The organism is Winogradskyella marina (genome assembly GCF_015645385.1).
GTDB lineage: Bacteria > Bacteroidota > Bacteroidia > Flavobacteriales > Flavobacteriaceae > Winogradskyella > Winogradskyella marina.
Map to the genome: position 1 here is coordinate 37,817 of NZ_JADOET010000001.1, position 24,992 is coordinate 62,808.

The 24,992-nt window shown below is 33.1% G+C and carries 27 protein-coding genes; 15 read left to right on the top strand and 12 right to left on the bottom strand.

The features are described 5' to 3' along the window. Window positions 1-41: 41 nt before the first annotated feature. The 8 genes from ITJ86_RS00185 to ITJ86_RS00220 all read left to right on the top strand — a co-directional run bounded on the left by ITJ86_RS00185 (window position 42) and on the right by ITJ86_RS00220 (window position 7,707). Window positions 42-611 (top strand): anthranilate synthase component II, encoded by a 570-nt coding sequence (locus ITJ86_RS00185; protein WP_195869582.1) that lies wholly within the window; start codon window positions 42-44, stop codon window positions 609-611. A 400-nt stretch (window positions 612-1,011) separates the two neighbouring features. Continuing rightward, window positions 1,012-2,004 (top strand): anthranilate phosphoribosyltransferase, encoded by a 993-nt coding sequence (gene trpD, locus ITJ86_RS00190; protein ID WP_195869583.1) that lies wholly within the window; start codon window positions 1,012-1,014, stop codon window positions 2,002-2,004. Beyond that, window positions 2,001-2,789 carry an indole-3-glycerol phosphate synthase TrpC gene (trpC, locus tag ITJ86_RS00195; protein ID WP_195869584.1) on the top strand — a complete coding sequence of 263 codons (789 nt, stop codon included), beginning with the start codon at window positions 2,001-2,003 and terminating at the stop codon, window positions 2,787-2,789. Before trpD ends, trpC begins: the two co-directional genes overlap by 4 nt. A gap of 226 nt (window positions 2,790-3,015) precedes the next feature. Further along, the gene (locus tag ITJ86_RS00200) at window positions 3,016-3,672 is read left to right on the top strand and encodes a phosphoribosylanthranilate isomerase (protein ID WP_449663334.1); all 657 of its coding nucleotides are present in this window, start codon (window positions 3,016-3,018) and stop codon (window positions 3,670-3,672) included. 183 nt (window positions 3,673-3,855) lie between these two features. Beyond that, window positions 3,856-5,043: a tryptophan synthase subunit beta gene (gene trpB, locus ITJ86_RS00205; protein WP_195869586.1), complete on the top strand. Its 1,188-nt coding sequence runs from the start codon at window positions 3,856-3,858 to the stop codon at window positions 5,041-5,043. Window positions 5,044-5,167: 124 nt separating this feature from the next. Further along, on the top strand, window positions 5,168-5,851 hold the full coding sequence (locus ITJ86_RS00210) for a cell division ATP-binding protein FtsE (protein ID WP_195869587.1): 684 nt from the start codon (window positions 5,168-5,170) through the stop codon (window positions 5,849-5,851). A 39-nt stretch (window positions 5,852-5,890) separates the two neighbouring features. Then, the gene (locus ITJ86_RS00215; RefSeq protein WP_195869588.1) at window positions 5,891-6,787 is read left to right on the top strand and encodes a glycosyltransferase family 2 protein; all 897 of its coding nucleotides are present in this window, start codon (window positions 5,891-5,893) and stop codon (window positions 6,785-6,787) included. Further along, window positions 6,787-7,707, top strand: a complete 921-nt coding sequence (locus ITJ86_RS00220) for a glycosyltransferase family 2 protein (RefSeq protein WP_195869589.1) — start codon at window positions 6,787-6,789, stop codon at window positions 7,705-7,707. The genes ITJ86_RS00215 and ITJ86_RS00220 overlap by 1 nt, the downstream gene beginning before the upstream one ends. Here the strand turns inward: ITJ86_RS00220 and ITJ86_RS00225 are convergent. Then, window positions 7,692-8,099, bottom strand: a complete 408-nt coding sequence (locus ITJ86_RS00225) for a sugar 3,4-ketoisomerase (RefSeq protein WP_195869590.1) — start codon at window positions 8,097-8,099, stop codon at window positions 7,692-7,694. The genes ITJ86_RS00220 and ITJ86_RS00225 overlap by 16 nt on opposite strands. Before the next feature lie 9 nt (window positions 8,100-8,108). Next, on the bottom strand, window positions 8,109-9,191 hold the full coding sequence (locus tag ITJ86_RS00230; protein WP_195869591.1) for a glycosyltransferase: 1,083 nt from the start codon (window positions 9,189-9,191) through the stop codon (window positions 8,109-8,111). 121 nt (window positions 9,192-9,312) lie between these two features. On the opposite strand from ITJ86_RS00230, the gene ITJ86_RS00235 reads away from it, so the two are divergent. Next, a complete protein-coding gene (locus ITJ86_RS00235) occupies window positions 9,313-10,452 on the top strand; it encodes a glycosyltransferase (protein ID WP_195869592.1) in 1,140 nt (379 codons plus the stop codon). Between the two features lie 2 nt (window positions 10,453-10,454). On the opposite strand, the gene ITJ86_RS00240 is transcribed toward ITJ86_RS00235, so the two are convergent. The 5 genes from ITJ86_RS00240 to typA all read right to left on the bottom strand — a co-directional run bounded on the left by ITJ86_RS00240 (window position 10,455) and on the right by typA (window position 17,141). Beyond that, window positions 10,455-11,744 (bottom strand): O-antigen translocase, encoded by a 1,290-nt coding sequence (locus ITJ86_RS00240; protein WP_195869593.1) that lies wholly within the window; start codon window positions 11,742-11,744, stop codon window positions 10,455-10,457. Between the two features lie 10 nt (window positions 11,745-11,754). Next, the gene (locus ITJ86_RS00245; protein ID WP_195869594.1) at window positions 11,755-13,065 is read right to left on the bottom strand and encodes an O-antigen translocase; all 1,311 of its coding nucleotides are present in this window, start codon (window positions 13,063-13,065) and stop codon (window positions 11,755-11,757) included. Next, window positions 13,066-14,217, bottom strand: a complete 1,152-nt coding sequence (locus ITJ86_RS00250; RefSeq protein ID WP_195869595.1) for a DegT/DnrJ/EryC1/StrS family aminotransferase — start codon at window positions 14,215-14,217, stop codon at window positions 13,066-13,068. A gap of 31 nt (window positions 14,218-14,248) precedes the next feature. Further along, the gene (locus tag ITJ86_RS00255) at window positions 14,249-15,247 is read right to left on the bottom strand and encodes a GNAT family N-acetyltransferase (RefSeq protein WP_230080174.1); all 999 of its coding nucleotides are present in this window, start codon (window positions 15,245-15,247) and stop codon (window positions 14,249-14,251) included. Between the two features lie 94 nt (window positions 15,248-15,341). Then, on the bottom strand, window positions 15,342-17,141 hold the full coding sequence (gene typA / locus ITJ86_RS00260) for a translational GTPase TypA (RefSeq protein ID WP_195869596.1): 1,800 nt from the start codon (window positions 17,139-17,141) through the stop codon (window positions 15,342-15,344). A 290-nt stretch (window positions 17,142-17,431) separates the two neighbouring features. Between typA and ITJ86_RS00265 the strand changes: the two genes are divergently transcribed. From ITJ86_RS00265 to ITJ86_RS00280, 4 genes are all read left to right on the top strand, one after another. Next, a complete protein-coding gene (locus ITJ86_RS00265; RefSeq protein WP_230080175.1) occupies window positions 17,432-17,713 on the top strand; it encodes a hypothetical protein in 282 nt (93 codons plus the stop codon). Window positions 17,714-17,932: 219 nt separating this feature from the next. After that, window positions 17,933-18,736: a 3-deoxy-8-phosphooctulonate synthase gene (gene kdsA, locus ITJ86_RS00270; RefSeq protein ID WP_195870155.1), complete on the top strand. Its 804-nt coding sequence runs from the start codon at window positions 17,933-17,935 to the stop codon at window positions 18,734-18,736. Between the two features lie 71 nt (window positions 18,737-18,807). Then, complete coding sequence (locus ITJ86_RS00275; RefSeq protein WP_195869598.1) at window positions 18,808-19,665, top strand: hypothetical protein; 858 nt, start codon at window positions 18,808-18,810, stop codon at window positions 19,663-19,665. After that, the gene (locus ITJ86_RS00280; RefSeq protein WP_195869599.1) at window positions 19,665-20,129 is read left to right on the top strand and encodes a GNAT family N-acetyltransferase; all 465 of its coding nucleotides are present in this window, start codon (window positions 19,665-19,667) and stop codon (window positions 20,127-20,129) included. The genes ITJ86_RS00275 and ITJ86_RS00280 overlap by 1 nt, the downstream gene beginning before the upstream one ends. A gap of 29 nt (window positions 20,130-20,158) precedes the next feature. Here ITJ86_RS00280 and ITJ86_RS00285 read toward each other — a convergent pair whose 3' ends face one another. Then, complete coding sequence (locus ITJ86_RS00285; protein WP_195869600.1) at window positions 20,159-20,773, bottom strand: DUF1684 domain-containing protein; 615 nt, start codon at window positions 20,771-20,773, stop codon at window positions 20,159-20,161. A gap of 117 nt (window positions 20,774-20,890) precedes the next feature. Here ITJ86_RS00285 and ITJ86_RS00290 point away from each other — a divergent pair, with 117 nt between their 5' ends. Then, window positions 20,891-21,865, top strand: coding sequence for a YpdA family putative bacillithiol disulfide reductase (locus ITJ86_RS00290; protein ID WP_195869601.1), 975 nt, complete (start codon window positions 20,891-20,893; stop codon window positions 21,863-21,865). Window positions 21,866-21,917: 52 nt separating this feature from the next. On the opposite strand, the gene ITJ86_RS00295 is transcribed toward ITJ86_RS00290, so the two are convergent. Beyond that, complete coding sequence (locus ITJ86_RS00295) at window positions 21,918-22,361, bottom strand: Lrp/AsnC family transcriptional regulator (protein ID WP_195869602.1); 444 nt, start codon at window positions 22,359-22,361, stop codon at window positions 21,918-21,920. A gap of 117 nt (window positions 22,362-22,478) precedes the next feature. Between ITJ86_RS00295 and ITJ86_RS00300 the strand changes: the two genes are divergently transcribed. After that, window positions 22,479-22,874: a hypothetical protein gene (locus ITJ86_RS00300; RefSeq protein WP_195869603.1), complete on the top strand. Its 396-nt coding sequence runs from the start codon at window positions 22,479-22,481 to the stop codon at window positions 22,872-22,874. 3 nt (window positions 22,875-22,877) lie between these two features. On the opposite strand, the gene ITJ86_RS00305 is transcribed toward ITJ86_RS00300, so the two are convergent. The 3 genes from ITJ86_RS00305 to ITJ86_RS00315 all read right to left on the bottom strand — a co-directional run bounded on the left by ITJ86_RS00305 (window position 22,878) and on the right by ITJ86_RS00315 (window position 24,806). Continuing rightward, on the bottom strand, window positions 22,878-23,492 hold the full coding sequence (locus tag ITJ86_RS00305; RefSeq protein ID WP_195869604.1) for a DEAD/DEAH box helicase: 615 nt from the start codon (window positions 23,490-23,492) through the stop codon (window positions 22,878-22,880). 60 nt (window positions 23,493-23,552) lie between these two features. Next, window positions 23,553-24,092, bottom strand: a complete 540-nt coding sequence (locus tag ITJ86_RS00310; RefSeq protein ID WP_195869605.1) for a sigma-70 family RNA polymerase sigma factor — start codon at window positions 24,090-24,092, stop codon at window positions 23,553-23,555. A gap of 246 nt (window positions 24,093-24,338) precedes the next feature. Then, window positions 24,339-24,806 (bottom strand): OsmC family protein, encoded by a 468-nt coding sequence (locus tag ITJ86_RS00315; RefSeq protein WP_195869606.1) that lies wholly within the window; start codon window positions 24,804-24,806, stop codon window positions 24,339-24,341. Between the last annotated feature and the right edge of the window lie 186 nt (window positions 24,807-24,992).

Here is a 24,992-nt window from a genome sequence, read left to right on the forward strand (position 1 = left end):
AGTATAATTAAAAAGATTCCCATTTGCATGGGAACATTCAGATGAAAAAAATATTAGTCATAGACAATTACGACAGTTTCACCTATAATCTCGTTCATTATTTAGAAGATTTAGATTGTGATGTCACCGTAAAACGAAACGATAAACTAACACTAGAAGAAGTCGAGGCTTTCGATAAAATTGTCTTATCACCTGGTCCTGGAATCCCAGATGAAGCAGGTTTACTGAAAGAAATTATAGCCACCTATGCGCCAACTAAAAGTATTTTGGGTGTATGCTTAGGACAACAAGCTATTGGTGAAGTTTTTGGTGGTTCACTAGAGAATTTAGATACCGTTTATCATGGTGTAGCAACACATGTGACGGTTTCGGTTGATGATGAATCACTTTTTACAGGTTTAGATAAAACATTTGAGGTTGGTAGATACCATTCTTGGGTAGTTAACACTAATTTACCTGAATCTTTAGAAGCCACTTCTTTTGACCAAAACGGACAAATTATGTCATTGCGACATAAGGTTTATGATGTGAAAGGGGTTCAGTACCATCCTGAATCTGTTTTAACACCAAATGGAAAGCAGATTTTGAAGAATTGGGTGAATGAGGGTTAGAAGTGAGAAGTTGGAAGTTGGAAGTTGGATGTTGGAAGTTGGAAAACTTAAAATATTAATTGGGAAGAAAACAAAATTTAATAAATATTAATGTCCCAAATTCCGACATAGTCGGAAACAACGATTTTCAGAAATAATGAGCGAAGAAGCGGAACTTCGAAGCGAAGCTTCAAGCATGTAGCTTTGAAAGCGAATGGTGCGCAGCAAATGCTTCGCATCCACGAATTCCTTATTGAAGAAATAAAAATCAATGAGTAATTTCCTAATTTTGATCGTGATTTTTGGCTTGGTTTATCCTGAGCGTAGTCGAAGGGTTGTGCAACAAGGCAAAATGAACAGTGATAAAAAGAAAGAATAGAAATTACATTTAAAAAGATATTCCGCTTTACGGAACATTTATATGAAACAAATACTAAACAGACTCATCAATCAAGAAAGCATCTCAAGTGAAGAAGCAAAAAACGTATTGGTTAACATTTCCGAAGGAAAATACAACCAAAGTCAAATTGCATCTTTCCTAACCGTTTACATGATGCGAAGCATAACTACTGAAGAACTCAGAGGCTTTAGAGATGCCCTTTTAGAACTTTGTATTCCCGTAGATTTAAACGGTTACGACACTATAGATTTGTGCGGAACAGGAGGCGATGGCAAAGACACCTTCAATATTTCAACATTATCTTCATTTGTTACTGCAGGTGCAGGAATTCATGTTACAAAACACGGTAATTACGGAGTGTCTTCAGCCTGTGGCTCATCTAACGTTATGGAAAGTTTAGGTATAAAATTCACTAATGATACTGACTTTTTAAAACGAAGTATCGATAAAGCTGGCATCTGTGTGTTACATGCACCTTTATTTCATCCAGCCATGAAAAATGTGGCACCAATCCGAAAAGAACTTGGTGTAAAAACATTTTTTAACATGTTAGGGCCTATGGTCAATCCTGCATTTCCTAAAAATCAAATGGTCGGTGTTTTTAATCTTGAACTATTGAGATTATACAGTTATTTATATCAAGAATCAGATAAAAATTATGCTATTGTTCATGCTTTAGATGGTTATGATGAAATCTCATTAACAGGAAAAACCAAGGTCGTTTCTAATACGTCTGAAACTTTATTTGAGCCTAGCTTTTTAGATGTTAAACAAATTGAACAATCCGAAATATTTGGAGGAAGTACTGTAGAACAAGCTGCAAAACTATTCGTTAAAATCATAGAAGGTAATGGCACAGAAGCTCAAAACAATGTAGTTTGTGCCAATGCAGGGTTAGCGATTGCGACGGCAAAACAAATATCACATAAAGACGGTTTTAAATTGGCTAAAAAATCTTTAAAAAGTGGTAAAGCCAAAGAAAGTTTAGATACATTAATAGCACTTAGTAAATGAATATCTTAGATAAAATTGTAGTTGATAAACGTAAGGAGGTTAATTTACGTAAATCATTAATTCCCGTTTCGCAACTAGAGCAATCCATATTGTTCAATAGAGCAACCATATCTTTAACTTCAAATTTAAGAAACAGTAAATCGGGAATTATTGCAGAGCACAAAAGACGCTCGCCATCAAAATCAGTTATTAACTACAGTTTAAATGTACAAGATGTGGCTTCTGGTTATGAAAATGCAGGAGTTTGTGGTATGTCTATTTTAACTGATGGTAAATATTTTGGTGGATCTTTAGACGATTTATTAGTAGCTCGAGCAAGTGCTAGTTTACCGCTTTTAAGAAAAGAGTTTATAATTGATGAATATCAAATTCTTGAAGCTAAAGCTTATGGTGCGGATGTTATTTTACTTATTGCAGCCATTCTAACTAAAGCTGAAATAAAACTATTTTCAGAACTCGCCAAAAGTTTAAATCTCGATGTGTTATTAGAGGTTCATAATGAAGAAGAATTACACAAATCCATTATGCCTTCCTTAGATATGTTGGGTGTAAATAATAGAAATTTAAAAACGTTTGAAGTCAGTTTAGACACTTCAAAACAACTAAGTCAATTAATACCAGACGATTTTGTAAAAATATCTGAAAGTGGTATTAGCACAGTTGAAGCCATTAAAGAATTACAACCTTACGGATTTAAAGGCTTTTTGATTGGAGAGAATTTTATGAAGACAGATAATCCTGGAGAGAGTGCTACTATATTTATAAAAGACCTAGCAGGTTTATAAAACCTAGCAGGTCTCAATTTAAAAATTTAAAAAGTCGAATGCGCGATGAAATTTCCGCTTTCGCTGGAATATATTAAATAAGAAAACTGGCATTCCGTACTTGATACGGACCCCATAATAAACAACTAAATTAATAGGTTCCTGCCTTCGCAGGAATGACAAAAATTAAAAAGCGTGGTGTGATTCCCGCTTTCACGAGAATAAAATGAAACTAAAAGTCTGTGGCATGAAATATAAAGACAATATCCAAGCTGTTGCAAATTTGCAACCCGACTATTTGGGCTTTATATTTTATGATCAATCAGCTAGACATTTTAATACCACCATTCCTGAATTACCCAAAACCATAAAAAAAGTAGGAGTTTTTGTGAATGCTAAAGTAGATTTTATTGTTGACATGATATCAAAACATAATCTACACGCAGTGCAACTTCACGGAAATGAATCACCAGAATATTGTGACAAACTCAGAAAAGTTTGTCATGCCGAACTTGTTTCGAAATCTCAATTGAAGCCTAAAAACGATGTAATAGAAATCATCAAGGTGTTTAGCATTAAAGATGAATTCAACTTTAAACAATTAGAAGCCTACGAAGACGTAATCGACTATTTTCTATTCGATACCAAAGGTAAATTGCCAGGTGGAAATGGCTTTACGTTCAATTGGAATGTGTTAAAAGACTATCCATCTACAAAACCCTATTTTTTAAGCGGAGGTATTGGAATAAATGAAGTTGAAAGCGTTTTGGCATTCCTACAAAAACCGGAATCACAATATTGTTACGCTATTGATGTAAACAGCAAATTTGAAATTGAACCAGGACTAAAGAACATTGCAGCATTAGAAAAATTTAAAACACAGGTCACTTCGAGTGATTTTTGAAGGATGAAAAAATTGTATCGAGAAGTAATTTCAAATGTTCTCGATACAATTTCCACAAAACTCGAAATCACCCGAACTGACAAATACAATTTAAAACACATTAGTCATTCCGCACTTGAAACGGAATCCATAATGACAATTAAAACAAATAGATTCCTGCCTTTGCAGGAATGACAGAGGATTATGAAAAACACATATCACATCAGCGAAAAAGGTTATTACGGAGAATTTGGAGGAGCATACATCCCAGAAATGCTCTACCCAAATGTAGAAGAATTACGCCAAAATTATTTAAAAGTTATGGCTGAACCTGAGTTTCAAGAAGAATTTAATCAACTTTTAAAAGATTATGTTGGTCGTCCTTCACCACTCTATTTTGCCAAACGACTTTCCGAAAAATATAATACTAAGGTTTATTTAAAACGCGAAGACCTCAACCATACAGGTGCACACAAAATCAACAATACTATTGGTCAAATTTTAATGGCAAAACGACTCGGTAAAAAGCGCATTATTGCCGAAACAGGAGCTGGTCAACATGGTGTAGCTACAGCAACCGTTTGCGCTTTAACTGGTATTGAATGCGTGGTTTACATGGGCGAAATTGATATTGCAAGACAAGCACCAAATGTAGCTCGAATGAAAATGTTGGGCGCTAAAGTGGTTCCTGCATTATCAGGAAGTCGCACGTTAAAAGATGCCACCAATGAAGCGATTCGCGATTGGATTAATAATCCTGTGGACACACATTATATTATTGGTTCTGCAATTGGACCGCATCCTTATCCTGATATGGTGACGCAGTTTCAGTCCGTCATTTCAGAAGAAATAAAATGGCAATTAAAAGAAAAAGAAGGTAGAGAAAACCCAGATTACGTCGTAGCTTGTATTGGAGGAGGAAGTAATGCAGCAGGAACTTATCATCATTTTTTAGATGATGAAAACGTTGGTATCATCGCTATAGAAGCTGCCGGAAAAGGAATTCATTCTGGAGAAAGTGCAGCCACTTCGGTATTAGGAAAAGAAGGTATTATTCACGGCTGTAAAACCTTATTAATGCAAACTACAGACGGTCAAATTACAGAGCCTTACTCTATTTCAGCCGGATTAGATTATCCTGGTGTTGGGCCTTTACATTCGCATTTATACAAAACTGGTCGTGGTGAATTTTACTCGGCTACAGATAATGAAGCGATGACTTCTGGATTAGAATTAACGCAGTTAGAAGGTATTATTCCGGCTATTGAAAGTTCTCATGCTTTAGCCATTTTTAAACATAAAACCTTTAAACCTGATGATGTAGTGGTGATTAGTTTATCTGGTCGTGGTGATAAAGATTTACAGAATTATATTGATTATTTTAAGCTTTAGAGACAATTGAACTATAAGATGTACGTTTACATCAAGAATTCGCGATTGGAAAGTGGAATTTAGTTTTTGGAAATTAGTTTATTAGCAATACATTTACACTTACCAATTTATTTATACCTATACTATGTCCGAAACGGTTTTAGAACTTAAAGATGCAACGATTTATCAAGGTGATAGCATGGTGCTATCTAAAGTAAACTTTGAAATGCAAAAGGGTGATTTTGTGTATCTTATTGGTAAAACCGGAAGTGGAAAAAGTAGTTTTATGAAAACACTTTATGGCGATTTAGAATTAACTGAGGGCGAAGGTTCTATTGTTGATTTTAATTTAAAAACCATGAAGGAAAAAGACATCCCATTTTTAAGACGAAAATTGGGTATTGTATTTCAGGATTTTAAATTATTACCTGATCGCACCATTAATGGCAATTTAGAATTTGTATTAAAAGCTACTGGCTGGAAAGAAAAGAACCGTATTAAAGACCGAATAGAAGTTGTTTTAAATAAGGTTGCCATGACAACTAAAGGCTTTAAATATCCTCATGAACTTTCTGGAGGTGAACAACAACGTATTGCAATTGCACGTGCTTTACTTAACGATCCTGAATTAATTTTAGCCGATGAGCCAACCGGTAATTTAGATCCTCAAACCAGTATTGAAGTCATGGAAGTGCTTCAAGATATCAATAAAAACGGTAATACTATTTTAATGGCAACTCACGATTATGCCTTGCTTTTAAAATACCCAAGTAAAACGTTGAAATGCGACGAAAATAAAGTCTTTGAAGTGGTACAACGTAAGAGTTAAAGCATTTCTTAAGTCCTTTTTCACCCCTTGTAAAAAGTTATGATTTCTGTACTAATTCCTGTTTATAATTATAATATTTCAGACCTAGTTTCCGAAATACATAAGCAGTTAACAAAAACAGATACCACCTTCGAAATACTATGTTATGATGACTGTTCTGACAATCATAATTTACAAGAAAGTAACAGCATTATAAATACCTTTTCTCATTGTGAATATCGCATTCTACCTCAAAATATTGGTCGAAGCGCTATTAGAAATAAATTGGCTAACGATGCCAAATACGACTGGTGTCTCTTTCTAGATGCAGATGTCTTACCTAAAACTGATGATTTTATAAACACGTATCTTAGTGCAATCTCAGAAAAATCAGAGGTTATATATGGAGGTATTTTATACCAAGAAAAACGTGTGGATGATGCGCAACTTTTACGATGGATTTACGGAAACAAAAGAGAAGCCCTGTCTGCCGATGCTCGAAACAAAAATACCTATTTAAGCTTTTTAACTTTAAGTTTCTTAATACATAAACGCGTTTTTGATTCGGTGCGTTTTAATGAAGACATACCCAATTTACGCCATGAAGACACGTTGTTTTCATATCATTTAAAAGCATCGAAGATTAAAGTAGAGCATATAGAAAACCCCGTTTATCATTTAGGTCTTGAAAACAGTAAAACCTTTTTACAAAAATCATTAGATTCTGTAAAAGCGATTGATTTATTCATTCAACAAGATTTGCTACCTGCAGACTACACGCGGATTACAAAGGTGTATTCTAAAATTAAAAACACTGGCATTTCAAAATTACTTTCATTTGTTCACTGTAAATATAACCATAGGTTCAAGAAAAACTTACTTGGCAAAAATCCATCGCTTTTAGTTTTTGACCTATTCAGATTGAGTTATTATTGTAGTTTAAACGCATCTAAATAATGGCATTTTTCTCAGTAGTCATATCGGTTTATAATAAGGAAAAGCACATTCAACAAACTATTGAAAGTGTTCTAAACCAAACCTTCAAAGATTTTGAAATCATCGTTATTAATGATGGCTCAACGGATAACAGTGAAAACATTATCAGTGCATATGAAGACAAACGCATTAAGCTGATAACAACAGCAAATCAAGGAGCTTCAAATGCTAGAAACAGAGGTCTTAAAGAAGCAACCTCAAATTACATCGCACTTTTAGATGGTGATGACACTTGGGATGCATCTTTTTTGCAACACATGTATGATGCCATTCAAAAATTTCCTGAGTTAAACATATTCTCTACCGGAATTGCACAGCAATATGAAAACAAAGTGATTCCTGTTGTGTATAATTTTAAACAACAAGATCTATATGGCATTCATAATTTTTTTCAAGCTAGCCAGAAGTACTCTTTAATTACGAGTTCTAGCGTTGTTTTCAATAGATCTATTTTAGATAAAACAGGACGATTTGATCCAACCATTGTTTCTGGTCAGGATACAGATTTATGGTTACGTTTCGGAATGCATTATGAGGTGCTGTTTATAAATAAAGTTCTAGCGTTTTATGTTTTTAATCCTTCGAGTTTATCGAATACTACATTTGATGCGCGTAAAAAACCAAAGTTTGACAAGTATTACACGGAAGAAAAACAGAACAAGCCTTTAAAGTTATTTTTGGATAGAAACAGATATTCAATGGCTATTCTCAGTAAGATTCAAGATGATAAAAAGCTTTATGAATATTATACCTCACAGTTAGATTCTAGCAGTTTAAGTGTTAGACAAAACGTCTTATTAAACTGTCCAAGGTGGCTTTTGAAACTGCTAGTAAAAATAAAATCGTTACAAGGGGAAAAAATATATTATCCTAAAAGTTGAGCCTTAAATTCGGTATAATCACGAATATACTCACCCTCATTATACGTCGTGGATGCCAAAACCAAACACACAGCTCCAGAAGAAAAGTTTTCGATTTCTCTCCAAATATGCGTTGGAATAAACAATCCTTGATTTGGCTTATTAAGCATGATGTACTTCTTTGAGTTTCCATCATCTACAATGACTTCAAAACTGCCACTTAAGGCTATAATAACAGATTGTTGCTCTATATGAGCATGACCTCCTCTACTACTTTCGGTTGGCACATCGTATAAATAATACACACGTTCTATCCCAAAAGGTATCACATCTTTTTCAACTACAGCTAAAAAACCACGTTCATCATGTACTTTGGGAATGTCTATTATTTCTACGTTGTTTATGGTATACATATAATGGTATTAATTTAAAATGGATTGCCATTGTTTTATAATCTCAGCTTCCGAAAATTGCGCAATACTCAATTGAGAATTCTGCTTACAATGTAAATATAAATCTTTATCAGTAAAAAGATTCGTCATTGCTTCTGCTAATGCTTCCAGATTATGGTTTTCTACTAAAAGTCCGTTAAAGTTATTTTGAATTATTTCATTTGGTCCAGAATTACAATCTACAGAAACTACTGGAGTTCCAAGCGCTAAAGATTCTAAAATTGATCTTGGGAATCCTTCATAGCGACTTGTTAAAACGGTAAATAACGCAGATTTCACAATTTCTGAAGGATTTGGATTATATCCTAAAAATTCAACATTAGACTCTAACTTTAAAGTTTCTACTTGATTTTTTAATTTTTCTAGATCGTTTCCTTCTCCTAAGATTTTCAGGTTTACTTGATGTTTAGGTAATTCGGATTTTGAATAGGCTTCAATTAACAATGAAATATTTTTCACCTCATCATCTAAGCGACCAAAAAATAAGATATAGTCGTTTTTAGTTTCGAGCTTTGTGTTATTCGTTTCCAATGGAATTGAATTGTAAATAGAGATCACATTTTTAAAACTATAATCTGCTTTTACTTTTTCGGCAATAGCCTTTGAAACTCCAACAATTTTATAAGAATTACTGTATAATAATCGACCTAAAACTCGATTCGGATTTATATATTTTTCGGTTTTAAAACTTCGAATGCAATAGATTGTTTTTTTAGGATTAAAAATAAATTGCGAAATAATGAATTCCTTTATAAAACCAATTCGGGTTCTATTATCTATGATATAATCGAAATTATGCGTTTTTAAATATTTCTTTAAAATTCGTAAGCGTTGCCATCTGCCAAAAGAAGAATCGTTCTGATCTTTAAGTTCGCCTAAATTGAGTAATTTTCCTTTATATGGAAACTCAATATCATTAAGTACACTAACCACATGAACATCGTAACCAGCATCATAAAGCATTTGTGACAATAAGCCAGAAGAGCGTTCTGCACCACCTTTTCCTAAAGAGGAAACCACAATACAAATTTTTTTATTATTGGCTTTTAGCATTAACGAGTATCTTTGAGACAAATGTAACGATATAAATGAAACATCCGTATTTGAATATATACACTTACCAAGTAAAGCAAAAGGCTGTTTTAAGATGTCACTTTAAATTATAAAATAGTACATGAAAATTCTATTAGTTGGTGAATATAGTAGACTTCATAACTCTTTAAAGGAAGGTTTAGAGGAACTTAACCATGAGGTTACTATTGTGGCCGCAAAGGATGGTTTTAAAAATTACGATGTAGACTTACCAATTTATAAAAAATATGACCAAGGATTTTTAAAGAAAATTAAAAATCTGCTTTATAGGTTCACAAAAATCGATTTGGAATCGATTCATACCATAAAGCAAATTCTAAATTTAAAGCCTAAAATGAGTGATTTTGATATTGTTCAGTTTATAAATGAAGCGCCTTTTGGATGTTCTGCCGCAATTGAACAAGATATTTTCGATCTCATATCTGATTGGAACAACAGTGTTTTCCTTTTGTCTTGTGGTACCGATTATATCAGTGTAAAATATGCCCATGATGAGATTCCAAAATACTCTATTTTAACTCCGTATTTAAACGGAAATGAAAAGTCTAAATTCAGTTATGGTTTAAAGTATTTACAACCCGATTTTATAAAACTACACCATCATATTTACAAATCTATCGTTGGCGTTATAGCTTCAGATTTAGATTATCACTTGCCTTTATTGAATCATCCAAAATATTTAGGACTCATTCCAAACCCAATAAACACGGAACAATTAAAGTTTCAACCTTTAAAAGTTGAAGATAAAATTGTGATATTTCACGGGATCAATTCGCATAACTATTATAAAAAAGGGAATGATATTTTTGAAGCTGCCTTAGAAATTATCAATCGAAAATACGCCGATAAAATAAAAATCGTAACGGTCAGAAGTTTACCTTATGACGAATACATAAAAACCTATAATCAAGCACATATAATGCTCGATCAAATTTATGCATACGACCAAGGGTTTAATGCTTTAGAAGCAATGGCAAAAGGGAAAGTGGTATTTACAGGTGCTGAAAACGAATGGCTTTCCTATTATAACTTAGAAGAGGATACTGTTGCTATAAATGCCTTACCAGATGCTGAAAAAATTGCAAGCAAATTAGAATGGCTCATACGTAATCCTGAAAAAATAGTTGAAATTTCTTTGAATGCTAGACAGTTTGTAGAAACGCATCATAATTACAAAACCTGTGCTGAAAACTATTTAAAAACGTGGCAAAAGCATAAGTAATGTTATTCGCTTTTTGAAGTTGTAGAATTATAATACCCACGAATCACTAAAACTACAATTATAAAGTAGATAATATACCTTACAAAATGTGCAATTACTATTCCTTCTGTGCCAAAATACTGAATAAATACTTTAGAAAGTATAAAAAACAAGGCTAAAGAAATCACTTCAGTAATCACAAAACTTTTCACCAATCGTTTCGCCAAAAATTGATGTGATAATACTAAGGCTCCTAATCTCACAAAATCACCTAACAATTGCCATTTAAATAAAGGTTTCATTCCTGAGAAATCAGGATAAATAAGCAGAATGATGTAATCTTTAAGAAGATAAACCAAAAGCATACCTATACCAAAAATAGGCAGAATTGTTTTGTAAATATTGAAAACCTCAACCTTGAATTCATGCTTATTATGAATACTCGCAAATTTTGGAAGCACATATAGTGTAAACAATCCAGTTGCAAATACCATATAATTTTTAGAAATAAATGTGATTGCGGTCCAATAACCAGCTTCATTAATACTGATTTCATCCGCTACTAAGGTTCTGATAAACAATTCTACATAATTCAATAAAAACGTAGAAATAAAAGACATTAAGGTAAAAGCCAACAATTTATTTTTGTATAAGACATTTAAGTTAAGTGACTTTAATTTTACATGGGCATTTAATGTCTTTCCAAAAACGAAGGCTAAAACGATGAGCTGAATAACAGGTGCCAAGGCAATGGCAATAATCACTCCTTGTAATTCAGATGTATACAATCCAATAACCAGTGCTCCTGTGGCCAAAAGGTAGCTTATTAATTCAATTTTAGCATAGCGTTTATAATCTGACAAACCACTAACCACAGCATTGACAACACGACCTACAGCAATAAAAGGTACAATAACAGCTAATAACTGAAAAATATAAATATAATCTTGGGACTGAAAAAGATAATCGGACAAATACGATGATCCAAAGAATAAAACAGCTGCAGAAATTAAAGAACCAATAATGGCAAAAACGGAAACTGTAGAAAACACTTTAGAAAGTTCTGGCTGATTGCTTTTAAATTCAGCCACGTATTTTACAACACCATTAAACGTTCCTAAAGTAGATGTGCTGGTGAGCATCGCTAAAACGTTCCTTACCTGACCAATACTTGCATAACCCGCTTCTCCAACAGTAACTGCAAGTAAACGTTGAATAAACGCAGAAACTATTAATCGAATAGTAATCACCACAGCGTTAAGCGAGGTGATCTTAAGCACTATATTACTACTAATAAATTTTGGAAGTTTCACGCGGCTATTTTTAATGATCGGCTGTTCCTTCTTCGTCTATAACACCAAACAAAGAACTACTAAAAAGTAATACTATTATACCGAAGTACATAACATAACTCAAACAATGCCCCATTACAGCACCTTTAAGCCCAAATTCATCAATGAGATAAACACTAGAGAAGTATAGCATAATGAATAAAAACACTTCTAAAATCAAGAAATGCGCAAACATCTTTTTAGCTAAGAATTGATAGACAATCACCATAGAAAGCACACGTGCTATATCACCCAATATTTGAAATCCGAATAAGTCTTCAACAGGTCTAAAATCTTCAGTAAATAAAACAGTTATCAATAGCGATCTACTCAAATAAATAACAAGAAGTAATATTAAAAATGGAGGCATAATCGTTTTATAAAAACTAAACACTTCTTTTCTAAAGGCGATTTTGGTATTAATTTCCGAAAAACGAGGCAAAATATAAAGTGCCATTAATGAATTAAAAAACATTAAATAATAATCTGAAACACGTGTCATGGCTGTCCAGTAACCAGCAGCTTTTATGCCTGTTTCATCTATAAGGTAATTTCTAATAATAATCATTACAATAGGCAGCGCAATAGCACTAACCAACGCCATTATCATATAAGGACTTAATTTATTTATAACCGAAAAACTAACTTGGGTGATTTTAATATGCGATACTAAACTTCGTCTAAACGCAATACCAACAATGGTAATTAATAAATTAAGTGCTGGCGTAATTACTATGGCTAGTAAGGCACCATCTATATTATCTTGGTAGATTAATAATAATGTGACTAAAAGCCCTAAAATCTGACCAAGAATGTTAATAATGAGTAGATACTTATGTTTAGAGAACCCATTCATTATGGAAAAAGTAAACATATTTAAGGCATAGAACGGCAATACAATAGCCAGCGTTTTTATGATATACGTATAGCGATAACTTGAAGAAAAAATGAAGTCATTTATAGACTCTGCATTGTAATAACATAACAATGCCAAAAATACAGACGAGAAAAACCCTAAGTAAAATACCGTAGATAAGGTTTTGGTTAGCTCAGCGACATCGTCTTTAACTTTACTCACAAATTTAACGACACCTTTGTAAAGTCCAGAAATAGATAGCGACTGCAAGGCACTCATAAAATTCCGTAAGTTTCCAATAAGCGCCATGCCTTGTGGTCCTATATAAACGGCGATAAATTTTGAAACCAGAATACCTGTTACAATTCTAAGGCTAAGATTAGCTACATTTAAACGCGCTGCGTTTACCAGAACTTCGTTGTTTATATATTGGAAAAGTCTCTTCAATTAATACGTATTTAAAACATCTATGACCGTTTGAATATCTTGTTCCGTCATCACAGGACTCATAGGCAAACTTATAATTCTTTTATGAATCTTTTCTGTAAGCGGAAGATTATTATACGAAAAACCTTGTAATGCTTCTTGTTGATGTGGTGGAATTGGATAATGAATTAACCATTCTATTTGATTTTTATCTAAAAACGCAGTGAAAAGCGCTCTATCATCAACCTCGATCACAAATGCATAAAACACATGATTTTTAGAACCATCATAGAACGGAAGTTTTATTTTTGAATTTGTAATACCTCTCAAATACGCTTTAGCAATGTCGCGTCGTCGCTCATTGTCTTTATCTAAGGTCTCTAGTTTTATCCTCAAAAAAGCCGCTTGCATATCATCTAACCGACTGTTGAAGCCGATAATTTTATTTGTGTATTTTTCTATACTTCCGTAATTACGTAATAGTTTTATGACCTCAACTAATTCTGAATCGCTTGTAGTCACAGCTCCACCATCACCAAGCGCTCCTAAGTTTTTAGTTGGATAAAAACTAAATGCTGCAGCGTCGGAAAGGTTTCCTGCTTTATTAGCTTTTGGCTTTTGGGATTTGACAATTAGTTCTTGGGATTTGGAATTTGGAATTTGGGAATTTGCAACCGCTCCATGCGCCTGCGCAGCATCTTCAATTAAAAGGCAATTATAATCCTTAGCTATCTTTTTAAAGTATTCGGCATCTGCTAATTGTCCATAAAGGTGAACCATTATAATAGCTTTTGCTCCTATAAATATTGATTTATCTGTGTGTATAGAAATATTATAAGTATCAGCATCTGGTTCCACCAAAACAGGTACTAATTCCGCATGTAAAACCGATAAAATAGTTGCTATAAAGGTATTTGCAGGAACAATCACCTTATCCCCTTTTTGTAATTTTCCGAGTTCTACATAGCCTTTTAAAATTAAGGTCAACGCATCTAAGCCATTTGCTGTACCTACACAATGTTCTGTTCCGCAATAGGCAGCAAACTCATTTTCAAACGCTGTAACATTTTGACCTAAAATAAAATGAGCATCATCCAAAGATTTACTAAACGAGGCTTGAAAAGCATCGCGAAAACGGTTATTAATTTTATGTAGGTCTAAGAATTTAATCATAGGTTTTAATATTGAAAACATCGAACTAAAATCATGTTCGTGAAATCTCTAATGTTTTATAAACGTTCGTTGCTATACTAAACGTATTTGCTGTAAAACTTCGTGCTCCACAACTTTCTTTCCAAAAAATAAGACCTTCATTTATTTTACTTCCATTGTCTTCACTCGAAATATTAAAGTCAAAATAACGCTTATCATCACACATTTTGTTAATGATAAAATCGTAAGCAAGATCTAAACTACCATATGCATTTTTATCTAAGTTACCAGACACATACTGAGGATGAACCGTTGTTTCAGTTAAAAACACCGTTGTTCCGGCAACAACTTTTCCATCTTTATAAACATTGACTTGCTTAATATGTTCTGGAAAACGAGACGATAATAGTTCTATTTCTTCTAAGGAATGTACAGGTTTAATACCGTGTTTTCTTTCTAAATTAGGAATTAAAACATCTATCCAAAAGTCTTTAAAATTAGTATCTACCTTAAGTTCTAGTCCAGAACGTAGCGCCTTATTAATCCCTTCTCTTCTGTTTTTTTGAAAGCGTAATTTATGTGTATAATCAATAACCATCAACACATCCTTTTTTACTAACTGCGCATTGGCTTTATACAGAAAATAATCTAATTCGTCTGAAGGCATTCTATTATAAAAGGTTGGAATCACCTTTATTTCTAATGTTTTTAAACCTTCATTTTCATAAAATGACAGCATGGCTTTAAAAGCCTCAAAAGCATAGAAAAACTTGGATTTATCTTGAAGCACAAAACTACCATAAGTCAACCCTTGGTGAGAAATCACCTTATCTCCCACACGATTTGCTGGTAACAATGCATAAAGCTTATCTTCTTTATAAATCATTACAGAGCAATCTTTAAAACGATCGCTATGGTAATCCATAAAACCACGCTGAAACAAGAACGTCGCATTTTTTGCAGTTTTCACAAACGCATCCCATTCTGGTTGTAAGTTCGATTGATATTTTTTTACTGAGAAAATAATATTTCCTTTTAATGTGAATACCAAAGTAAATAAAATTCTATGAGTATAGTTTATTTATGATGGTTTAATCTAAAAAAGAAAGCAAAAAAAATCCCGAACACGTCGGGATTTAATTTTTTTAAATATTTTTATTTCGTTTACGATCTACTTCTTTCAAATAAATCTTACGTAATCTTAAGTGATTAGGTGTAACCTCAACATACTCATCTTTCTGAATATACTCTAAAGCTTCTTCTAAAGAGAACTTAATTGCTGGTACAATCTTAGCTTTATCATCTGCACCAGAAGAACGTACGTTACTTAACTTTTTAGTTTTAGTTACGTTAACCGTCATATCATCTTGACGCGAGTTTTCACCAATAACTTGACCTTCGTAAATATCTTCACCTGGATCAACGAAAAACTTACCTCTATCTTGTAATTTATCAATAGAATAAGGAATCGCTTGTCCGTTTTCCATAGATACTAACGATCCATTTTGACGTTCTGGAATTCCTCCTTTAAGCGGTCTGTAATCTACAAAACGGTGTGCCATAATAGCTTCACCTGCCGTCGCCGTTAATAATTGGTTACGTAAACCAATAATACCACGAGAAGGTACAACGAACTGACAAACCATACGGTCGCCTTTAGCTTCCATACTTGTCATTTCACCTTTACGCAAAGTCACCATTTCAATAGCTTTCCCTGAAACGTTTTCTGGTAAGTCGATAGTCATCTCTTCAAAAGGCTCACATTTTACACCATCTACTTCTTTGATGATTACTTGTGGTTGTCCAATTTGAAGTTCGTAACCTTCACGACGCATCGTTTCTATTAATACCGATAAGTGTAATACACCACGACCAAAAACCATAAACTTATCTGCACTATCAGTTTCTTCAACACGTAATGCTAAGTTCTTTTCAAGCTCTTTAGTTAAACGGTCTTTAATATGACGCGATGTTACAAACTTTCCATCTTTTCCGAAGAAAGGTGAATCGTTAATTGTAAACAACATGCTCATTGTTGGCTCATCAATAGCAATCGTTTTTAAACCTTCAGGATTTTCAGCATCAGCAACAGTATCACCAATTTCAAAACCTTCTAAACCTACAATAGCACAAATATCACCTGTTTGAACTTCGTCAACCTTTAATCGGCCAACACCTTCAAACGTATGTAATTCTTTAATCTTACTCTTTACAATAGAACCGTCTCTTTTTACTAAAGAAATCTGTTGGTTCACTTTTAAACCACCTCTAGTTAAACGACCAATAGCAATTCGTCCTGTAAAAGAAGAGAAATCTAAAGATGTAATTAACATCTGTGTAGTGCCTTCATCAAATTTTGGCTCAGGGATATGCTCTATCACCATATCTAATAATGGCTCAATATTCTCAGTCTCATTTTTCCAATCATCACTCATCCAGTTGTTCTTTGCAGAACCGTAAACTGTAGGGAAATCTAACTGCCATTCCTCAGCACCAAGTTCAAACATTAAGTCAAAAACTTTTTCGTGTACTTCATCTGGTGTACAGTTTTCTTTATCCACTTTGTTTACAACCACACAAGGCTTAAGACCTAAGTCAATGGCTTTCTGCAATACAAAACGCGTTTGTGGCATTGGCCCTTCAAAAGCATCTACTAATAATAAAACACCATCAGCCATGTTTAAGACACGTTCTACTTCTCCACCAAAATCGGCGTGACCAGGAGTATCGATAACATTAATTTTAGTGTCCTTGTAAATAACAGAAACGTTTTTAGACGTAATTGTAATACCTCTTTCGCGTTCTAAATCATTATTATCTAGAATAAGGTCGCCTGTGTTTTCGTTTTCACGAAACAACTGACAGTGGTACATAATCTTATCTACCAATGTTGTTTTCCCGTGATCGACGTGTGCAATAATTGCAATATTTTTAATCTTTGTCATAACTGATGCCAATTTTTAAGCGTGCAAATGTACGGCTAATTCTTTTTTTTTCGTTAATAAAATGTTATTATTTCATTATCACATAATTTGAATTTGTATCTTACGCTAAATAATTGATTAGTAGCTTAAAGCTTGTATTACAATGCCTATCGCTATTTAAGAAAATACAGCTATATTTTTCGAGATTAATTTGAACCCTAAAAAATTAACAGATGAATACCCTAAGCAAGTACACAAAATTCATTCCTTACCTCTATTTTTTATCAATAATAGTATATTGGTTTACAAACATGAATAAATTAGAAGGTATTTCTGCCTACCCAATATTATTGTTTGGTATTCCGTTTTTATGGCAACTCATTAAACCAAGCAGGAAATTAAATTTCTCTTTAGGTATTATCTTTGTTTGCCTATCCTCTTATCTCATTTTAGCTTATCTATCTGATTTGCTTAACATTATTCATTGGACAGAAACATCGAAAAATTTATTGTTTTACGGAGGCCTTTTAGTTGTTGGTAACTTTGTAATGTCGCTTTGGATAGTAAGAAATAGTATTAAGAAGGTGTTTTAAAACAGAAATAAGTCCGTTTTGTTTTTAGATCCAAGAGGTTAGACTTGTTTCATTTTCCATATAATAAATTCATAGAAATTATTAACTTTTCTTGTTATTTAGACGGCACGTGCAGACACAATATTAAAATAACCCTATAATCCATATTCATAGTTTCAACTAAACCTACAGAATCGTATCTTTGCCACTTAACAATTTAAGTCTAAAGCTTTGATAACAATTCCGAAACTAAAACACACTAATTCCAAAAACTTCTTTCTACTTTGTGGACCATGCGCTATTGAAGGCGAAGACATGGCCTTACGCATTGCTGAAAAAGTAATCACTATCACAGACAAACTTGAAATTCCTTATGTTTTTAAAGGCAGTTTTAAGAAAGCAAACCGAAGCAGAATAGACAGTTTTACAGGTATTGGAAACGAAAAAGCCTTAAAAATTCTTAGAAAAGTTTCTGAAACTTTTGATGTACCCACCGTTACTGATATCCATGAAGCGTCTGATGCTGCTATGGCTGCAGAATATGTTGATGTATTACAAATTCCGGCATTTTTAGTACGACAAACAGATTTGGTTGTCGCAGCTGCTGAAACAGGAAAAGTAGTAAACTTGAAAAAAGGCCAATTTATGAGTCCTGAAGCCATGAAACATGCGGTTCAAAAAGTAAAGGATGCAGGAAACGAAAACGCTTGGATTACGGATAGAGGCACTATGTTTGGCTACCAAGATATGATTGTAGATTTTAGAGGCATCCCAACCATGCGTAAATATGCACCAACGGTTTTAGATGTGACGCATTCTCTTCAACAGCCCAATCAAAGTATTGGCGTTACTGGCGGACGACCAGATATGATTGAAACCATTGCCAGAGCTGGTGTGGTTAATAATGTTGATGGCTTATTTATTGAAACCCATTTTGATCCTGCAAATGCTAAAAGTGATGGAGCTAATATGCTGCACTTGGATAATTTGGAAGGTTTATTATCTAATTTAGTGGCTATTAGAAAAACAATTACAGCATTATAACTACTATTTTCTTAGTTATTGTAAGTAAGGTGTAAGATTAACGTCTACCCATATCCTTACGGAAGTTACTTATGAACTATTTAAATAGAATTCTAAGCTTAGGATTCATTTTGTTATGCACAATTGCATACAGCCAAATTCAAGAAATACCAAAATACTCATCCTCTAATAAAGGGAAACTATTTATTAGTTGGGGAGGAAATAGAGGAGCCTATTCAAAATCGGATATTCGATTTAAAGGTGATGACTATGATTTTACCATAAGTGACGCTACAGCAAAAGACAAACCTAAAGGTTGGCATATCGATTATATTAACCCGTCTCGAATGACCATTCCTCAAACAAATGCTAAGTTGGGATATTTTATCTCAGATCATTACACCATCTCAATTGGTTTAGACCATATGAAATATGTTATGAATAGAGACAGAAATAGAAATGTAAACGGTTATATTAATTTACCTGACAACGAACCAGGAAGCAATTACAATGGTGAATTTAATAATGAAAATGTATTTATTTCTAGTGATTTATTGAAATTTGAACATACGGACGGGCTCAACTTCATCTATACCGAAATTGCGAGATATGATGATATTTCATCATTATTTCATATCAGCAATACGGATAAATTTCAAGTAAATGTAACCGAAGGTATTGGCGGAGGGCTTTTGTTTCCTAGAACCAATACAACATTATTACAAAAGGACAGATATGATGAATTTCATGTGTCTGGTTATGGACTTTCCGCTAATATTGGCTTAAATCTTACATTCTTTAAACACTTTTTCATACAATTAAATGCTAAAGGTGGCTATATTGATATGAATAACATAAGAACAACAAATGATTCTGCGGATCATGCAGAGCAAAGTTTTTACTTTTTTCAGCGCGTTTTATCTTTTGGCAGTATATTTAGACTAAAATAATGATACAAATAAGACCTGCTACCCTAGAAGATAGCCTTGAAATTACGTCACTTTTTAGAGATACTGTTACCCATATTAACAAGAAGCATTATTCCGAAAAGCAGATTAACGCATGGGCTTCTAGTGCTGATGATCAGGAAGAATGGAAAAAAAGAATTGATAAGTACTATTTTATTATTGCTGAAATCGAATCGAATATGGTTGGTTTTGCCTATTTGAAAAATGGAAATTACCTAGACGGACTATTTGTACATAAAGATTATCAGCGCCAAGGGATCGGTTCAAAATTATTGCGAATTATAGAATCTCAAGTAATGATGACTGATTTTGAAATCCTAAAATCAGATGTAAGTAAAACGGCTTTACCTTTTTTTGACAACAACTATTTTGAAGTCATTAAAAAACAAAAGAAAACGCATAAAGGTGTAATTTTTGAAAATTACTTGGTTGAAAAAACACTATAAAGGATTAATGCTAATTCGTAAAAATCACATTAATCTTCATCATACACGCTAACAAAGGCCTTTACACCTGCTTCAACGTCAACTGCTACATAATTTTCCATAGGAACTATTGGACAAGAATATTTTTCGTCATAAGCACAATACGGATTGTAAGCTGAGTTAAAATCTATTTCAATGGTATTCCCTTTAGGTATTTCTAAGTCAATATAACGCCCACCTTTATAGGTTGAAGTCCCATTGGTATGATCTAAAAAAGGTAGAAACAAATAATTCTCAAATCCTTCTTGTTCTGATAGTTCTTTACCTTGATACGTGTTTAACTGAAATGTTTTTCCTTTTAACTCAAAGGTTACAATCCCGAAAACGCGCTCTTTAGATATGCGGTCTGTGGTTGTTCTCATATCAAACCATTCTGTATTTGGTGTGCGTTTTAAAGTTGCTGTCACCACAAAAGTAGAATCATAAGTAAAAAAATCTAAACCTTTAAAACCTTTTAAATCTTTAGATTTTAGAGGTGATACTGAAGCGTCTTTAAATTCAGTGTTCATTTTTTCCTGAAACGGAGTTTCATGAACAATCATTTTTTTGTTTTCAGAACAACTCGCAAAAAGAGCTAACGTAAATAAGACAATTAAAATTCGCATATCAATTAAATTTTAAACTTCAAAAATACAACATATAGATTTTCATTTTGGTTTTATAGAGATATTTAATAGCGTAGATTTTATAATTATCGACATTAAGCGTAATTTTAAACACTTATGAAAAACTTACATTTAGACGTTTTAATTATTGGAGCAGGACCAATCGGAATTGCTTGTGCTTTAGAAATAAAAAAGCAAAATTTGAATTATGTAGTTCTTGAAAAAGGAGCACTAACCAACTCATTATTCAACTACCCTTTAAATATGACCTTTTTTTCTACGTCCGAGAAATTGGAAATCGATAACATTCCCTTTATCAGTAATAACCCAAAACCAACACGAAACGAAGCTTTGGAATATTATAGGCGAGTGACTACGTCAAATGCCTTAAATATAAATCTCTATGAAACCGTTACTGACCTCAACAAAACAGAACACGGATTTAAAATACAATCCGATAAAGCCAGCTACTCTGCAACAAACGTCATCATTGCTACAGGATTTTATGGCTTACCGAATTTATTGAACGTTCCCGGCGAAGATTTACCAAAAGTGTTTCATTATTACAAAGAAGCGCACCCGTTTACCTTACAAGATGTTGCGGTTGTTGGTGCTAGTAATTCGTCTGTAGATGCAGCACTTGAAATCTATAGAAAAGGTGGCCATGTTACCATGATTGTAAGAGGTGAAGCAATTGGAGAACGCGTAAAATATTGGGTAAAACCAGATATTGAAAACCGAATTGAAGAAGGCAGCATTAAAGCCTATTTTAATTCTGAAATTAAAGCCATTAAACCTACAGAAATTAGTATTAATACACCAGAAGGAGAAAAAACTATTGCTAACGATTTTGTGATGGCACTCACAGGATACCAACCTAATTTTAAATTTTTAGCAAACGCTGGTATTGAATTTTCTGAGGATGAAAAGCATATTCCGAGTTATAATTTTGAAACTATGGAATCTAATGTAAAAGGCTTGTATTTAGCGGGTGTGATTTGCGGAGGCATGGAAACTCATAAATGGTTTATTGAAAACTCTAGAGTTCATGCGAAGATGATTGCAAAAGCCATCGAAAATAAAGCTGATTAATATTTGGAGAACATTATTTCTATAATAAATTGGAATAAATCAAGATTTGCCTCTACGAAAGTGGTTTTATCTCTTTATACTTCACCACATGAGACAACACAATCTGTGTTTTGGTTTCGCCGTAACTTATTAATTGATCTATAAAAATCTCAAGGTGTTTCTGATTTTTAAGCACCACTTCCATCACTATGTTTTCGTTTCCTGTGATTCTGTAGCAATTCACCACTTCATCATAGGTTTTCACCTTTTCTAAAAAGGGTTTCAACATGCCCATAAATGCCCTTAAAGTGATTAAGGCTTTTAATTGATAACCAGCTTCAAAAGGCGAAACAAACGTGGTATATCCTTGAATAATTTCAGCATCTTCCATCTTTTTTATACGTTCTGAAACGGCAGGAGAAGTAATACCAACACGTCGTCCTATTTCTGCGCTAGACATACGTGCATTTTGCTGCAAACATTTTAAAATCTTCCAATTTAAACTATCAATACTCATTTAAAGAAATTTAACTAAAAAAACATAATATTTAAAGCAAATATACAAATTCACTTTAAATATTAAAGTTTATTTTCAAATTTAGTCCTTAATTTCGTTACAATTGCTATTGAAATTATGAGTTACCATCTACCTACACAATTTTCGGATTTGCCTATATATCAAAAGGCTATGGATATTATTGTACTATCCAGAAGTATATCTACTTACCTTAATCAGGACTTATCCTATTTAAATTCTGATGGTTCAGAAGATGAACATATCTATTTTACTGGTGATATTATTCAGCAATCTACCAATCTTGCACCACAAATTATAAGTGCTGAACGAGAAAATTGTTCAGACAAAAAAAGTAAACATTTAGAAAGTTTAGATCGCTTAACGACACGTTTATATAGTAATTGTAGACGGCTTGAAAAATCGAATAGTAACGGTAGAGATTATTTACCTATTCTTCGTGGTGAATTAAAAAAGTTCAAGAAACTGCAACGTACGTGGATGTTGACTTTATAAGCTTTATTTTCCTTTTAAAATGTGCGCATTGCACATAAAACTGTTCTGATAATTCTTAATTTTAGAATTCATCGTATCTGCAATTATTATATATTGGCATTTTTGAATACTTTCCGAAAGACGCAAAATATGATTGTAAGCGTTTTGTCTTCCTAAATAATCAGCATCTTCTATAGCAAACAACTGAACTTCTCCTAAGTGAATACCATTTAAAAAATAGAGCTTACTTAAACGTGCTGGAGATGCAATTACGATATCTTGACCATAGTAAACTTCCGTTTTTTGCTTTTCAATATCATAACCATCATAAAGCGCATAAACTCTTAAATCGGTGTTCTTTGTAAAAATTTCAAACTGCTCCTTTAAAGCTAAGGCGTCGGTTTTATCTTTTACAACTATAATGGCACGTGGCGAATCTTCAAAAGCCGCTGCCTTTAATTTATGAATAGTAGAAATTATGAGTGCTATCGTTTTACCACTTTCTTTTGGAGCAATCATATAAGCATCTGACCCACTTTTTAATGTAGGTAATACTTTTTTCTGAAACGCATTTGAGGTTTCATAACCAACGTTAGTTAAAGATTCTTTTAATAAAGGATGCAGTTTTTTGAAAGACATTTGTGGAATTTATGAGAACAGCTAATTTGATGATTTAGCTTTTAATTTTCAAAGATACTATTATTGACAAACTTTACAGTCTGCTTTATCTTGAATTTCGCCAACTAAATGACCTTCATCATTCATTTTAAAGCCACAACAGTCCATAAAGCCTTGTGCTATTTGTTTTCTTGCACGTTGAATTTGAGATTTAACCGTAGCTAAAGGTAAGTGTAATTGATTGGCAATCTCTTGTTGCTTCATCCCTTTTATATCAGACAAAAACAATGGGTCTCTGTATTTTTTAGGCAAGCTTTTTATAATGCCTCTAAGGCAATCGTGTTCGGAATGTGCGTGTGTAGTCGGTGTAGTTGCGACTTCTAAATCTTCAACTGGTAACGCTTGTTTCGTTGTTCTAAAATAGTCTAAAACCGTATATCTCGCTACGGAAAACAGCCAAGACTTTAACTTACTGTCATCATTAAGTGTATGTAATTTAGTATGGACTTTTATAAACGTTTCTTGCAAAATATCTTCAGCAATAGAAGCCTGTTTCACTTTACTTAAAATAAAGCGTTTTAAATCATCTGCATAACTATTCCAAACCTGTTTTGTGGTCATACTTAAAGGTAATAAGAATCAGCTCGAATACCAAAATTTGTATCCGAACTGATTTAATGATTTAACAATTACAGTTAGTACAAGTGCAATTTTCACAGGTACAATTATTGCAATTTCCTTTTTTGCAACCTTCACAGTCGCAAGTACAATCTTTATTTTTCATGATATTACGTTTTATTGTTCATCTAATAGACGATGAGATTGTTGAAAAGATGCAAAAAATGTGATTATTTTTTTTAAGTGGAATTATTCTACCACAATAGTAGCGTCATGATAGATAGGAAAATTACAAGAATTGGCAATAAAACAGAGTTCATTGGCCTTATTGTGAAGACTTAAAGCTAAATCTTTTTGGCTTCCATCTTTTATGGTGACTATAGGTTTTAATCTTACCATTTTAAAACTACCACTGCCATTTGCTTCGACTACTAAATCGCCTTCTGACGTATCTGTATAACTCAAAACTTCAATTTGATGCTGTGCACAAACATATAAATATGACATCATATGGCACGATATTAAAGCTGATAACAATAAATCTTCAGGATTAAATAATGTATCATCACCTCGAAACGGTTTTGCTGCTGAAACTTGTAAATCGGAAACTTTATTCCCTTTTGTTACTTTATGGTTTCTACTGAACCTTCTGGGATTCTTAGTGCTTTCTCCTTCGTTGATTGTCCAATTGACTTGGGCTTTAAAAGTATGATGCATTGGTAAAACTTTTATTGAATGTAAAAAAAGCGTTTCGATAAACGAAACGCTTTTAAATTATATATTTTTAGGTTGCTTGTTTTGCAAAAAGCAAAACGTGGTTTTCTGAGATCCCAAAACCAATTTGGGATAAGCGATTCACTCACATTTTGCGAAAAGCAAAACGTGGTTCTCTGAGATCCCAAA

What these genes read in the sequence shown, in the direction of transcription:
- ITJ86_RS00185 (WP_195869582.1), top strand. Translation starts at nt 42, where the DNA reads ATGAAAAAAATATTAGTCATAGACAATTACGACAGTTTCACCTATAAT.
- trpD (WP_195869583.1), top strand. Translation starts at nt 1,012, where the DNA reads ATGAAACAAATACTAAACAGACTCATCAATCAAGAAAGCATCTCAAGT.
- trpC (WP_195869584.1), top strand. Translation starts at nt 2,001, where the DNA reads ATGAATATCTTAGATAAAATTGTAGTTGATAAACGTAAGGAGGTTAAT.
- ITJ86_RS00200 (WP_449663334.1), top strand. Translation starts at nt 3,016, where the DNA reads ATGAAATATAAAGACAATATCCAAGCTGTTGCAAATTTGCAACCCGAC.
- trpB (WP_195869586.1), top strand. Translation starts at nt 3,856, where the DNA reads ATGAAAAACACATATCACATCAGCGAAAAAGGTTATTACGGAGAATTT.
- ITJ86_RS00210 (WP_195869587.1), top strand. Translation starts at nt 5,168, where the DNA reads ATGTCCGAAACGGTTTTAGAACTTAAAGATGCAACGATTTATCAAGGT.
- ITJ86_RS00215 (WP_195869588.1), top strand. Translation starts at nt 5,891, where the DNA reads ATGATTTCTGTACTAATTCCTGTTTATAATTATAATATTTCAGACCTA.
- ITJ86_RS00220 (WP_195869589.1), top strand. Translation starts at nt 6,787, where the DNA reads ATGGCATTTTTCTCAGTAGTCATATCGGTTTATAATAAGGAAAAGCAC.
- ITJ86_RS00225 (WP_195869590.1), bottom strand. Translation starts at nt 8,099, where the DNA reads ATGTATACCATAAACAACGTAGAAATAATAGACATTCCCAAAGTACAT.
- ITJ86_RS00230 (WP_195869591.1), bottom strand. Translation starts at nt 9,191, where the DNA reads ATGCTAAAAGCCAATAATAAAAAAATTTGTATTGTGGTTTCCTCTTTA.
- ITJ86_RS00235 (WP_195869592.1), top strand. Translation starts at nt 9,313, where the DNA reads ATGAAAATTCTATTAGTTGGTGAATATAGTAGACTTCATAACTCTTTA.
- ITJ86_RS00250 (WP_195869595.1), bottom strand. Translation starts at nt 14,217, where the DNA reads ATGATTAAATTCTTAGACCTACATAAAATTAATAACCGTTTTCGCGAT.
- typA (WP_195869596.1), bottom strand. Translation starts at nt 17,141, where the DNA reads ATGACAAAGATTAAAAATATTGCAATTATTGCACACGTCGATCACGGG.
- ITJ86_RS00265 (WP_230080175.1), top strand. Translation starts at nt 17,432, where the DNA reads ATGAATAAATTAGAAGGTATTTCTGCCTACCCAATATTATTGTTTGGT.
- ITJ86_RS00275 (WP_195869598.1), top strand. Translation starts at nt 18,808, where the DNA reads ATGAACTATTTAAATAGAATTCTAAGCTTAGGATTCATTTTGTTATGC.
- ITJ86_RS00280 (WP_195869599.1), top strand. Translation starts at nt 19,665, where the DNA reads ATGATACAAATAAGACCTGCTACCCTAGAAGATAGCCTTGAAATTACG.
- ITJ86_RS00285 (WP_195869600.1), bottom strand. Translation starts at nt 20,773, where the DNA reads ATGCGAATTTTAATTGTCTTATTTACGTTAGCTCTTTTTGCGAGTTGT.
- ITJ86_RS00290 (WP_195869601.1), top strand. Translation starts at nt 20,891, where the DNA reads ATGAAAAACTTACATTTAGACGTTTTAATTATTGGAGCAGGACCAATC.
- ITJ86_RS00295 (WP_195869602.1), bottom strand. Translation starts at nt 22,361, where the DNA reads ATGAGTATTGATAGTTTAAATTGGAAGATTTTAAAATGTTTGCAGCAA.
- ITJ86_RS00300 (WP_195869603.1), top strand. Translation starts at nt 22,479, where the DNA reads ATGAGTTACCATCTACCTACACAATTTTCGGATTTGCCTATATATCAA.
- ITJ86_RS00305 (WP_195869604.1), bottom strand. Translation starts at nt 23,492, where the DNA reads ATGTCTTTCAAAAAACTGCATCCTTTATTAAAAGAATCTTTAACTAAC.
- ITJ86_RS00310 (WP_195869605.1), bottom strand. Translation starts at nt 24,092, where the DNA reads ATGACCACAAAACAGGTTTGGAATAGTTATGCAGATGATTTAAAACGC.
- ITJ86_RS00315 (WP_195869606.1), bottom strand. Translation starts at nt 24,806, where the DNA reads ATGCATCATACTTTTAAAGCCCAAGTCAATTGGACAATCAACGAAGGA.